We start from the raw sequence: 12102 nt of genomic DNA, 5'->3' as shown, positions 1-12102 counted from the left end.
GCGGCAAAGCGGGTAATATCTTGCCACGATAAAGGGCAGGGACATGACCGATACGACCGAATTGTTTCTGGGCGCGACCGCCGGGGGTGTCCGCCAGTCCTTGGTCCTCAAGCGCGCCAATCGCCACGGGCTGATCGCGGGGGCGACCGGCACCGGCAAGACGGTGACGTTGCAGGGCTTGGCCGAAAACTTCTCCGCCGCCGGGGTGCCAGTGTTCGTCGCGGATGTGAAAGGCGACCTGTCGGGCATCGCCATGGCCGGCAGCGCCACTGCCAAGCCGCACGCCGCCTTTGCCGAACGTGCCGCTGCGATCGGCGACAGCGACTGGCAGTATCGCGACACGCCGGTCGTGTTCTGGGACCTGTTCGGGGAAGCCGGCCATCCGATCCGGGCGACCGTGTCGGAAATGGGGCCGCTGCTGCTCAGCCGAATGCTCAATCTGAACGACGTGCAGGAAGGGGTGCTGACCATCGCCTTCCACGTCGCCGACGAGGACGGGCTGTTGCTGCTCGACCTCGACGACCTGCAGGCCATGCTGGTGCATGTCGCGAAGCGGGCCGACGAACTGACCACCCGCTATGGCAATGTCAGCAAGCAATCGGTCGGCGCGATCCAGCGCGCGCTGCTGCAATTGCGGACACAGGGCGGTGATCGCTTCTTCGGCGAACCGGCGCTCGACCTCGCCGATTTCCGCCGGGTTAGCGACGACGGGCGCGGCATCGTGTCGGTGCTGGCCGCCGACAAGCTGATGGCGTCGCCGCGGCTCTATGCGACGTTCCTGTTGTGGATGCTGTCCGAATTGTTCGAGACGCTGCCCGAGGTCGGCGACCCCGACAAGCCGGTGCTGGTCTTCTTCTTCGACGAGGCGCATCTGTTGTTCGACGATGCGTCCGACGCGCTGGTCGACAAGGTCGAACAGGTGGTGCGGCTGATCCGGTCGAAGGGCGTCGGCATCTATTTCGTGACGCAGAATCCGATCGATATACCCGATGCGGTCGCGGGGCAGCTCGGTAACCGGGTGCAGCATGCGTTGCGTGCATTCACGCCGAAGGAAGCACGCGCGATCCGCGCGGCGGCGGAAACCTTCCGTGCCAATCCCGGCGTCGACGTCGCGCAGGCGATCACCGAGTTGAAGACCGGCGAGGCGCTGGTGTCGGTGTTGCAGGCCGATGGATCGCCCAGCCCGGTCGAACGCACGCTGATTCGCCCGCCGCGATCGCGCGTCGGTCCGGTGACGCCGGTCGAACGCGGCGTGCTGATCGAAACCGATGTGATCGGCGACCGCTACGACACCGCGATCGACCGCGAGTCGGCTGCCGAATTGTTGGGCGCGAAGGCCGAGGAAGCCGCTGCCGCCGCCGCGGCTTCGAAGGCGCAGGTCGCCGCCGACAAGCAGGCGGCGTTGCAGGCGAAGGAGGATGCGCGCGCCGCCAAGGAGGCCGAGCGCCAGCGCATCGCTGAACAGCGGGCCGCCGACCGTGCAGCGCGCGAGGAGGAGAAGGCGGCACGTGCGGCCGACCGCGAGGCGGCGAACAATCCATGGGCGCGTGCGACGCAATCGGCGACGCGGTCGGCCGGATCGGCGGTCGGGCGGATCGTCGTCAACGAAATCGGCAAGCAGGTGTTCGGTACCGGTCGGGGTGGCCGGGCGAAGAGCGGTGGCGTCGTCGGCGGGCTGCTGCGCGGCGTGCTCGGTGGGCTGTTCCGCGGTTGAGCCGGATGCAGCCGGTCGTCGGAGGGACCGAGACGCCCGACATTCCACCCGCATTGTTCGCGATGCCGCCCGGCATGGCGATCCGGTACGAGCAGCCCGATCCGGCGCTGGCCGATTTCACGACCGGCTACCACCTCTATGCCGCCAGCGGGCCGGCATCGATCGGGATGGAGAACTGGTTCCTGCCGGGTACCGCCAATGTGCGGGTGACGCTGAACGCCGGGCCGATCGCGGTGTGGATCGGCAACCGGCTGTTCGATCCGATGCCGCAGGCCAGCCTGTGCGGGCCGAGCAGCCATGCACTGCGTACTATCACCAATGGCGGGATCATGATCGGTTTCGGCGTCAGCGCGCTCGGCTGGTCGCGCCTTTTCGCGGGGGGCGCCGACCTCTATGCCGACCGCATCGTGCCGCTGGCAGATGCCGCGCCGCCGGGCTTTGCCGAACGGCTGGTGGCGACGCTGTCGGCGGTCGAGAGCGAACATGGCGTGAAGGCGGCGCTCGACGCGTTCCTGCTCGCCGAAATGGGGCCGCCCAGCCCCGACGCGGCGCTGATCCGGCAGATCGCGCGGCTGGTGGTCGACGACGCCCCGGGGGGGCTGGCGCAAGCGGCGCGGGAATGGGACATTTCGCCCGAGGTGCTGCGCCGCATCTGTCGCCGGCATTTCGGGTTCCTGCCGAAGACGCTGCTGATCCGCGCGCGCTTTCTGCGGTCGTTGATCCCGCTGATCGAATCGCGGGGCGAGATCGATTATTCGACCATCGATCCCGCCTATTTCAGTGCATCGCATTTCCTGCGCGATGCCCATGCCGTGCTCGGGACCACGCCGCGCCGGTTCCTGCACGAGCAGCTCGATTTCCTGGTCGCCAGCCTACGCGCGCGCGCCGCGGTGCTGGGGAGCGCGACGCAGGCGCTGCACCGGTTGTGATGCTCCTTCGGCGATGTAAACCGTTCGTGCTGAGTAGGGGCTGAGCGCAGTCGAAGGTCCGTATCGAAGCACCTGTCTAAGACAGTCCTTCAATACGCTATTTCGACTTCGCTCAATGGCTACTTAGGACGAACGGATATTCCTCAACAGCGTATGCTTCGTCCCAGACTTACATCGCGCCGAGCAGCGCCTCGATCGTGACGAAGGCGAAGGCGACCGAGCTGTCGGCGACGCCGTAGGGAATGAAGATGCGGTCGCCATGGCGGATCGCGCCGCACGAATAGACGACGTTGGGGACATAGCCCTCGCGGTCCTCGTTCGCGGCGGCGAGGATCGGGTCGCGGGTGCGGCCGATGACCTTCGACGGATCGTCCTTGTCGAGCAGCACCGCGCCGATCGCATATTTGCGCATCGCGCCGACGCCATGGGTCAGCAGCAGCCAGCCCTCGTCGATCTCGATCGGCGGGCCGCAATTGCCGATCTGGACCAGCTCCCACGGATAGACGGGCTTGAGCAGCATCTCGCCCTCGTCCCAATGGGTCAGCGTGTCGGATTTGATCAGGAACAGGTTTTCGCCGTCCTGCCGGCCGATCATCATATATTGGCCGTCGACCTTGCGCGGGAACAGGCCCATGCCCTTGTTCCGGGCCGCGCTGCCGGTCATCGGCACGAGGTCGAACGCGCGGAAGTCGCGGGTGCGCAGCAGTTCCGACTGGATCATCGACCCGTTATAGGCGGTGTAGGTGCCGAGCCATTCGAAGCTGCCGTCGTCATGCTGGAAGCGGACGAGGCGCATATCCTCCAGCCCCTTCGACTGCGCCTCGGTAATCGGGAAGATCACCGTGCCCGACAGCGTCGAGTCGCGATGCCGGAACACGGTCACCTCGCCCTCGGGTGCTTCATCCTCTTCGCCGATCGCGTCGGCGGCGGTGGCGAAGGGTGGTTCGGGTGCGAGCGTCAGTTCGTTTTCGTCGGTGATGATGCCTTCGCGGAACGCGACCGACGAAATATGGCCTTCGCCGACCGCGCGCAGCGACATGAGAATGCGCAGCGACCCGTCCGGCATGCCCGACTGGTCGAAATGCGGAACCGCGCTGGGGTTCATCAGCGCGGCGGCGGCATAGCTGTATTCGTGGCAGAAATAGGCACCGATCAGCTGGCGCTTCTCGTCGCCGATCTCGGCGCCGTTCAGTCCCAGCACCGCCTCGATCTCGTCATAGCGGGTCATGAACACGCGACGCGTCTGCCAATGGCGCGCTTCGAAATCCTTGAGCACGGTTTCGAGCTGGGCACGCGTTTCGGCGGGCGACATCGCCAGCACTTCGCCGACCAGCCGCTCGGTACGGCTGGGAGCGGAGCCGTTACGCTGCCACGCGATATGAAACGGGCGCACCACCACGCGCGACGGATCGGCATAGAGCCGCAAGGGGTGGTTGTAGATATCCAGCATTCGCGCGTCCAACTAGTCCCGGCCGAAGCCGTGGCCGATCAGGCCACGGCGCGGCGAGGGTCTGCCACGGATGCGCGGCGCTTTGAAAGGGCTGAAATCGAGCAGGATGCCAATTGCAGCGCGAGAATCGACTCCGCCCCCTGATTGCGGTTGAGACCGGTCGGCATCAGCCCGTCGAAACAGCCGCCATCGGCAACCGTCGCCAGCGGCAGGTCGAGATCGTTGGCGCCCAGATACCAGTTATACGCCTTCACCGCTTCGTCGCGCCAACGCCCGTCGCCGGTCGCCTCGAACGCGGCGGCGCAGGCCTCCACCGTCGCCTGCGCTTCCAACGGCTGCTGGTCGAAGGGCAGCGGATCGGCATAGGCGCGACCGAAGCTTTCGGTGCCGACGGCGCGGAAGCGCCCCTCGGGCGAGGTCTGGCGGCTGACGATCCAGTCGAGCGTGTCGAGGCCGACCTTCAGGAAATCGTCACGCTTGAGCGCCTTGCCGGCGCGGATCATCGCTTCGGGCAGGCGGGCATTGTCATAGGCGAGGACGATTTCGAACCACTGCCATTCGGGCCGGCGGGTGGCGTCGAGCAGCGTCACCAGCTCGGCACCGAAGCGGGTCGCGATTTCCTTCGACAAGGCATGGCCGGCATTGACCTCGAGCATCGCCACCGCCGCCAGCATTGCGAAGGCGCGGGCGCGGGGGGAGCCGAGATCGAGCGCGATCGACGCGGTCTGTTCGTACAGGGCGGTCGCCCAGTCGCGATGCTTGTGCGACTTCGCATCGCGGGCAGTGATCGCGAGTGCCCACAACGTCCGGCCGTTCGAATCCTCCGACCCTTCGTCCTCGCACCAGGTCCGGTCGAAGTTCATGAAGTTGCGGAAGCGACGCTTGTCGGGGTTCCACGCATATTGGACGAACGATGCGTAGATCGTCATCCATTTGTCGCGCTGGACCGGATCGAGATCGTCGATCTGCGACATCAGGATCAGCGCGCGGGCATTGTCGTCGATGCAATAGCCGTGGCGGCGATCGGGCACCGAATAGATCGAATGCTGCAACATGCCGGTCGCATCGCTCATCCGCTCGACAGCGGCGAAGTCCGGCGTCAGCGCGGTCAGGTCGGCGCTGGGACGAACCCGGCTGGGACGGGCGGCGACTGCGCGCTCGATCTCGACCATCGCCGCCTCGGCAAGACAGGGGAACAACATGGTCCGGCCGCGGGCATAGGCGCGCTTCGCCAGCGTGTCGCGACGCAGATCATTGCCGAGCAGGTCGTTGATTTCCCGAGCGAACGCATCCGCATCGCCGAAATCGACGATCACGCCATGGTCGTCGGCGAGGATTTCGGTGGCGTGGACATACGGGGTCGACACCACGACCTTGCCCACCCCGACCGCGTAGGACAGCGTGCCCGACGTGATCTGCGCCGGGTTGCTATAGGGGGTGACGTAGAGGTCGGCGGCCTGGAGATAATCGAGCAGTTCGTCCTGTTCGACGAAACCGTCGAGGAAGCAGACATTGTCGGCGACGCCCAGCCGCGCGGCTTGCGCCTTCAACCGGTCGCGATAGGCCTCGCCTTCATGCGCGACCAGATGCGGGTGCGTCGCGCCGAGCACGACGTAGAGCGCGTCGGGATGGCTGGCCGCGACCTGTGGCATGGCGTCGATCATCGTCTCGATCCCCTTGTTCGGGGCGAGCAGGCCGAAGGTCAGGATGACCGGCCGGTTTTCCCAGCCGAAACGGCCCTTCATCGTATCGGGCGCGACGAACGGACGGTCATGGACGCCGTGCGGGATCATTACGATCTTGCGCGCATCGGTGCCATGGACGCGCATCAGGATCTCGCGACCCTTGTCGGCCATCACCACAACCTTCGCAGCGCGACGCAGCAGCGATTCGAGCACGCGGCGTTCATCGGCATTCGGGGTTTCGAGGATGGTGTGCAGCGTGATGACGACCGGCACGTTCACCCGGTCGAGCAGCGCGACGATATGTTCGCCCGCCGGACCGCCATAAATGCCATATTCGTGCTGGACCCACACCGCCTGCGCGCCGCTCGCCTCGATCCGGCGGGCGGCGTCGAGATAGGCGATGCGATCGTTCTGCGCGATCGCATGGGTGACTTCGGGCGGATAGGCATAGGCGCCGGGGCGGTCGTCCATCGCATAGACGTCGACCGCCAGATCCGGATAGCGGTCGCGCAGCGCGTTGTACGTGTCGGTCGTAAAGGTCGCGAGTCCGCATTTGCGCGGCAGGAAGTTACCGATCAGCGCGATACGGTCGAGCGGCTCCAAGGCGACCTTATGGTCCATCAGCGTTCCTCTTTGCGATGCAATAAACCGCTCCCGGAGGGCGGTGTCCGCAAATGGAAACATTTCGAAACGAAGAAAGGTTGCACGAATTGTGCATTGCGGCAGGTTAAGCGTGGCGAAACGTGGCCGCGCCGCGACGATCAGCCACGACCGCGATAGCCGGGCACGTCCTGGTGGGGAATCCAGACGCCGGCCGGTTGTTCCCCCGATTGCCAGAATACGTCGATCGGAATGCCGCCGCGCGGATACCAGTAGCCGCCGATGCGCAGCCACACCGGCTGCATTTCGCGGAACAGCCGCTCGCCGATGCCGACGGTGCAGTCTTCGTGAAATGCGGCATGGTTGCGGAACGCGCCGAGGAACAGCTTCAGCGACTTGGATTCGACGATCGTCGCGCCCGGCACGTAATCGATCACCAGATGCGCAAAATCAGGCTGGCCGGTCACCGGGCATAGCGAGGTGAATTCGGGCGCGGTGAAGCGGACCAGATAAGGCGTGGTCCGCGGGTTCGGAACATAATCGAGTTCGGCGGCTTCCGGGTTGGCGGGAAGCGGGCTGGCCTGGCCAAGGAATTTCGGGTCCATGGTCGCCATTTAAGGGAAGGCGCAGGCGAATGGAACGGGTGCTGATCCCTGTGCTGGGCGACCAGCTGTCGTTTTCGCTGTCGTCGCTGGCCGATGCCGAGCCGGACAACAGCACCATCCTGATGATGGAGGTGGTCGAGGAAGCCACCTATGTCCGCCATCACCCGAAAAAGATCGCGTTCCTGTTCGCAGCGATGCGCCATCATGCAGCGGCGCTGCGGGCGGCGGGCTGGACCGTCGATTACGTCACGCTGGACGATCCCGACAATGCCGGCAGCTTCACCGGCGAGATCGCGCGCGCGGTCGAGCGGCACGATCCGTCGCGAATCGTCGTCACCGAAGCCGGCGAATGGCGGGTGCAGGCGATGCTGGAAGCGTGGGAAACGATCTTCGGCATTCCCGTCGCCATCCGCCCCGACACGCGCTTCATCTGTTTGCACGACCGGTTTTCGGCATGGGCGGAGGGACGGCGCGAGTTGCGCATGGAGTATTTCTATCGCGACATGCGCCGCGAAACCGGACTGTTGATGGACGGCGACAAGCCGGTCGGCGGAAAATGGAATTTCGACCGCGACAATCGCAAGCCCGCCCAGCGCGACATGTTGATGCCCCGGCCGTTGTCGTTCGCGCCTGACGATGTGACGCGGGACGTGCTGCAACTGGTCGGCGAACGGTTCGGCGATCATGCGGGCACGCTCGACGGGTTCGACTTCGCGGTAACGCGCAAGGATGCGCTGCGCCAGCAACGCGCGTTCCTGACCCACGCGCTGCCCGGGTTCGGCGACAATCAGGACGCGATGCTGACCGATGAGCCCTATTTGTGGCATGCGGTGCTATCGCCCTACATCAACGCCGGGCTGCTCGATCCGCTCGACCTGTGCCGTGCGGTCGAGAAGCAGTTCGTTACTGGAAAGGTGAAGATCAACGCCGCCGAAGGCTTTATCCGGCAGGTGATCGGCTGGCGCGAATATGTCCGCGGCATCTATTGGCGCGAGGGGCCGGACTATGTGAACCGCAACTTCCTGAACGCGAAGCGCGACCTGCCCGGCTTCTACTGGACCGGAGAGACCGACATGCACTGTCTGAGCCAGGCGATCGGGCAGACGCTGGCCAATGCCTATGCCCATCATATCCAGCGGTTGATGATCACCGGCAATTTCGCGCTGCTGATCGGCGCCGAACCGCAACAGGTGCATCGCTGGTATCTGTAGGTTTATGCCGATGCCTATGAATGGGTCGAGCTACCCAATACGCTGGGGATGAGCCAGTTCGGCGATGGCGGGCTGCTGGGGTCGAAACCCTATGCATCGTCGGGCGCCTATATCGACCGGATGTCCGATTATTGCCGGTCCTGCCGCTATGACGTGAAGCAGCGGATCGGGCCGGACGCCTGTCCGTTCAACGCGCTCTATTGGGACTTCATCGTCCGCAACCGTGACAAGTTCGGCAACAATCCGCGCATGGCGATGCCCTATCGCAGCTGGGACAAGATGGCCGAGGATACGCAGCGGGATTTGCGAAAACAGGCGGCGGGGTTTTTGAAGGCGCTGGATAAAGCGCCGAAATACGAGGCGTAATTCTTCCTTTATGCGTCGTCCCGGTAAAGGCCGCGATCCATCATCACCACGATCAGAGATCAATCCGAAACATTGGCGCAGATGGATTCCCGCCTTCGCGGGAATGACGAACGAAGTGTCGTAGGGCAGCGAAGGGCATCCGACGCTTGACCGGCTGGGCGGGCAGCCTAAGCCTCTCGCCCATGCAATCGCTCATTTCCACCGCGTGGCTGGCCGATCGGATCGGCACTACCGGCCTGATCTGGCTCGACGCGACGTTCGTGCCCGTCCAGCCCGTTCCGCCGCGCGACGAGGCCGCCGAATATGTCGCCGCGCATATCCCCGGTACGCGCTTCCTCGATCTGCGCAGTCTGTCGACGGGACAGGCGACGTCGCTGCCGGCGGCGGACAAGTTCGCTGCGCGGCTAGAGACGATCGGGGTCGGTCAGGATGCGCAGGTCGTGCTGTACGACGACTCGCCGCATCATACGGCGGCGCGGGCATGGTGGCTGTTCCGGCGGTTCGCGCCGTCGCTGCCGGTCGCGATCCTCGATGGAGGCTTCGCGAAGTGGCGGAGCGAAGGCCGGCAGGTCGAGAGCGGGGAGGCGGTCACGGAACCGGTGCGGTTCGTCGCCGATCCCGATCTGGCGGCAGTGCGGACTAAAGCCATGATATTGGCAGGTGATGGTGCGCAATTGGTAGACGCTCGGTCTCCTGCGCGGTTCGACGGGAGCGAGGCCGATCCGCGCGGGCTGCCGTCGGGGCATATTCCGGGCAGCCGCAACCTGCATTATGCGCGCTTCTTCCGCGACGACGGGACATGGCGCTCGCCCGAGGAACTGGCGGCGCTGTTCGCGAGCGAAGGCGTCGATCTGGACCGTCCGGTGACGACGACCTGCGGTTCGGGCATCACCGCCGCGATCCCCGCTTTTGCCCTGCATCTGCTGGGGCGCGACGCGGCGCTGTATGACGGCAGCTGGAGCGAATGGGCAGCCGACCCGCAGACGCCGAAGGTGATCGCATGAGCAAGTACGACACGCCACAATCGCCCGCGACGCGCGTCGTCACCGGCGGGCGGCGCGAGGAATGGACCGGCGGCGTGGTCAACGTCCCCGTCTGGCGTGCGTCCACGATCCTGTACGACGATGTCGCCGACCTGCGCGCGGCGGCGGGCGCGGACACCCATCACCGGCTCTATTACGGGCGGCGCGGTACGCCGACCCAATGGTCGCTGGCCGAGGCGCTGACCGAATTGGAGCCGGGGGCAGAGGGGACGTTGCTCTATCCGTCGGGGGTGGCGGCGATCACGACGGCGCTGCTCGCCTATCTGAAGCCCGGCGATCACCTGTTGCTGCCCGACAGCGCCTACGATCCGACCCGCGCCTTCGCCAATGGCATGCTGAAGACGATCGGGGTCGAGACGACGCTGTACGATCCGGTCGTGGGTGCCGGCATCTCCGAGCTGATCCGGCCGAACACCAGGGTGCTGTTCCTCGAAAGCCCCGGCAGCCTGACCTTCGAGGTGCAGGACGTGCCGGCGATGACGGCGATCGCGCGGGAACGGGGCATCACGACGATCCTCGACAATACCTGGGCGACGCCGTTGCTGTTCCCGGCGATGGCGCATGGCGTCGACGTGACGATCATGGCCTGCACCAAATATGTCGTCGGTCATTCGGACGCGATGCTGGGATCGGCGACGGCGGTCGCGTCGCATTGGCAGGCATTGCGCGATGCGACCTATCAACTGGGCCAGCATGTCGGGCCGGACGATGCCGCGCTGGGCGCACGCGGTCTCCGGACGATGGCGGTGCGGTTAAAGCAGCATGGCGAGTCGTCGATCCGCATCGCCAAATGGCTGATGGCGCAGCCGGGCGTCGCGCGGGTGCTGCATCCCGCGCTGCCCGGCTGTCCGGGGCACGACGTCTTCGTCCGCGATTTCCGGGGCAGCGCCGGGCTGTTCGCCTTCGTCCTCGACGGGGGGAGCGACGATGCGCGGGCGGCGTTGATCGACGGCCTCGCGCTGTTCGGCATCGGCTATAGCTGGGGCGGGTATGAGAGCCTTGCGCTGCCGATCGATCCGCATCGCTATCGCAGCGTCACCCGGCGCGCGGCCGAGGGACCGATGATCCGGTTGCAGATCGGGCTGGAGGATACCGACGATCTCATCGCCGATCTCGACGCCGGCCTCGCACGGTTCCGGGCGACGCGGTGAACGAGGTCGCCGACTGGCTGGCGGCGCGCGGCCTGCCGGTCGGCGGCGGCGCGGGATTGATCGAGGCGGGCGTAGCGCTCGGCCTCGTGCTGTTGTCGTTGGCGCTCGGCTGGTTCGCAGGGCGCTGGGCGGGGCCGGGGCTGACCGGGCTGTGGCGTGAGCGGGTGGGCGAGCATGCCACCGGCATCGTCGGGCGGCTGTGCGACATCGTCCGCCACCTCGTCGCGGTGCTGGCGCTGGCGATCGTCGCGCAGGGACGCGACTGGGGGGCGCTGGCCGACATCGTCGTCGGCGTGGCGCTGGGCGCGGCGGTCGCGCGGCTGGCGGTGCAGTTGCTGCGCGGCGTCCATCTGGCGCGGTGGATGGCATGGACCGTCGGGTTCATCCTGTTCGTCGCCGTGCTGTCGGGCGCGATCGGCGGTCTGGAGCCGATTACCGACACGCTCGACGCGATCGGCTTTTCGATCGGGCGGCGGCGATTGTCGCTGCTGGCGCTGGTCAGCACGCTGCTGACCGCCGTGGTGCTCTATGCGATCGTGCGGATCGTCAACAAGCTGGTCGCGCATGGCGTGGCGCAGGCCAAGGGGCTGGACCCGGCGCAGAAACTGTTGGCGCAGAAGCTGGCGTCGATCGCAGTGGTCATCACCGCCTTCTTCTTCGGGATCGACCTGCTCGGCATCGACCTGACGACCTTTGCGATATTTTCGGGCGGATTGGGACTGGCGGTCGGCTTCGGGTTGCAGAAGACGGTCGGCAATCTGATCGCGGGGATCATCCTGTTGATGGACCGCTCGATTAAGCCGGGCGACGTGATCGTCGTCGGCGACAGTTTTGGGTGGGTCAACAAGATCGGGGTGCGCGCGGTGTCGGTCATCACCCGCGATGGCAAGGAACATCTGATCCCCAACGAAAATCTGATGACGCAGGAGGTCGAGAACTGGTCCTTTTCCGACCGCAACGTCCGGGTACGGATTCCGGTCGGGGTCGGCTATGAGACCGATCTGCGGCTGGCGCAGAAGCTGATGTTGCAGGCGGCGGTGGAAAGCCCGCGCGTGCTGCGCAGTCCCAAGCCGAATGTGTGGCTGATCTCGTACGGCGATTATGCGGTCGAGCATGAGATACTGGCGTGGATCAGCGATCCCGAACAGGGGGTCGGCAATGTCCGGTCCGACGTGCTCAACCGGCTGTGGGACCTGTTCAAGGAGAACGGGATCGAGATTCCGGTGCCGCGGCGCGAGCTGCTGTTCCGCGACGGGTTGACGGTGACGCGGGAGTAGGGTGCGCCTGCTTTCCTCATGTCACCCCAGCGAAGGCTGGGGTGAAGTGATGGGCGGCCGACACCTTTCCT

General features: G+C 65.8%; 8 protein-coding genes and 1 pseudogene. 6 read left to right on the top strand and 3 right to left on the bottom strand.

Annotated features, from left to right (window positions below; genetic code table 11):
• The first annotated feature begins 43 nt into the window (after window positions 1–43).
• Together ACZ1JS_RS14685 and ACZ1JS_RS14680 are read left to right on the top strand one after the other, a co-directional pair.
• Window positions 44–1714 carry a helicase HerA-like domain-containing protein gene (locus tag ACZ1JS_RS14685; protein ID WP_465166710.1) on the top strand — a complete coding sequence of 557 codons (1671 nt, stop codon included), beginning with the start codon at window positions 44–46 and terminating at the stop codon, window positions 1712–1714.
• A 5-nt stretch (window positions 1715–1719) separates the two neighbouring features.
• Window positions 1720–2643, top strand: coding sequence for a hypothetical protein (locus ACZ1JS_RS14680; RefSeq protein ID WP_465166709.1), 924 nt, complete (start codon window positions 1720–1722; stop codon window positions 2641–2643).
• A 169-nt stretch (window positions 2644–2812) separates the two neighbouring features.
• On the opposite strand, the gene ACZ1JS_RS14675 is transcribed toward ACZ1JS_RS14680, so the two are convergent.
• The 3 genes from ACZ1JS_RS14675 to queF form a co-directional block, all read right to left on the bottom strand.
• Window positions 2813–4093, bottom strand: a complete 1281-nt coding sequence (locus ACZ1JS_RS14675; protein WP_465166708.1) for a glycoside hydrolase family 130 protein — start codon at window positions 4091–4093, stop codon at window positions 2813–2815.
• A 38-nt stretch (window positions 4094–4131) separates the two neighbouring features.
• A complete protein-coding gene (locus tag ACZ1JS_RS14670) occupies window positions 4132–6399 on the bottom strand; it encodes a glycosyltransferase family 4 protein (protein ID WP_465166707.1) in 2268 nt (755 codons plus the stop codon).
• A 140-nt stretch (window positions 6400–6539) separates the two neighbouring features.
• Window positions 6540–6983: a preQ(1) synthase gene (gene queF / locus ACZ1JS_RS14665; RefSeq protein WP_465166706.1), complete on the bottom strand. Its 444-nt coding sequence runs from the start codon at window positions 6981–6983 to the stop codon at window positions 6540–6542.
• Window positions 6984–7012: 29 nt separating this feature from the next.
• On the opposite strand from queF, the pseudogene ACZ1JS_RS14660 reads away from it, so the two are divergent.
• From ACZ1JS_RS14660 to ACZ1JS_RS14645, 4 genes and pseudogenes are all read left to right on the top strand, one after another.
• Window positions 7013–8560, top strand: a pseudogene (locus tag ACZ1JS_RS14660) (cryptochrome/photolyase family protein).
• A 182-nt stretch (window positions 8561–8742) separates the two neighbouring features.
• Window positions 8743–9564, top strand: a complete 822-nt coding sequence (locus ACZ1JS_RS14655; RefSeq protein ID WP_465166705.1) for a sulfurtransferase — start codon at window positions 8743–8745, stop codon at window positions 9562–9564.
• Window positions 9561–10754, top strand: coding sequence for a cystathionine beta-lyase (metC, locus tag ACZ1JS_RS14650; protein ID WP_465166704.1), 1194 nt, complete (start codon window positions 9561–9563; stop codon window positions 10752–10754). Before ACZ1JS_RS14655 ends, metC begins: the two co-directional genes overlap by 4 nt.
• Window positions 10751–12031 (top strand): mechanosensitive ion channel family protein, encoded by a 1281-nt coding sequence (locus ACZ1JS_RS14645; RefSeq protein ID WP_465166703.1) that lies wholly within the window; start codon window positions 10751–10753, stop codon window positions 12029–12031. Before metC ends, ACZ1JS_RS14645 begins: the two co-directional genes overlap by 4 nt.
• Window positions 12032–12102 lie beyond the last annotated feature (71 nt).

The organism is Sphingomonas sp. BL-S-05, from assembly GCF_055521695.1.
This window is presented reverse-complemented; position numbering and strand designations above follow the sequence as displayed.

What these genes read in the sequence shown, in the direction of transcription:
- ACZ1JS_RS14685 (WP_465166710.1), top strand. Translation starts at nt 44, where the DNA reads ATGACCGATACGACCGAATTGTTTCTGGGCGCGACCGCCGGGGGTGTC.
- ACZ1JS_RS14680 (WP_465166709.1), top strand. Translation starts at nt 1,720, where the DNA reads ATGCAGCCGGTCGTCGGAGGGACCGAGACGCCCGACATTCCACCCGCA.
- ACZ1JS_RS14675 (WP_465166708.1), bottom strand. Translation starts at nt 4,093, where the DNA reads ATGCTGGATATCTACAACCACCCCTTGCGGCTCTATGCCGATCCGTCG.
- ACZ1JS_RS14670 (WP_465166707.1), bottom strand. Translation starts at nt 6,399, where the DNA reads ATGGACCATAAGGTCGCCTTGGAGCCGCTCGACCGTATCGCGCTGATC.
- queF (WP_465166706.1), bottom strand. Translation starts at nt 6,983, where the DNA reads ATGGACCCGAAATTCCTTGGCCAGGCCAGCCCGCTTCCCGCCAACCCG.
- ACZ1JS_RS14655 (WP_465166705.1), top strand. Translation starts at nt 8,743, where the DNA reads ATGCAATCGCTCATTTCCACCGCGTGGCTGGCCGATCGGATCGGCACT.
- metC (WP_465166704.1), top strand. Translation starts at nt 9,561, where the DNA reads ATGAGCAAGTACGACACGCCACAATCGCCCGCGACGCGCGTCGTCACC.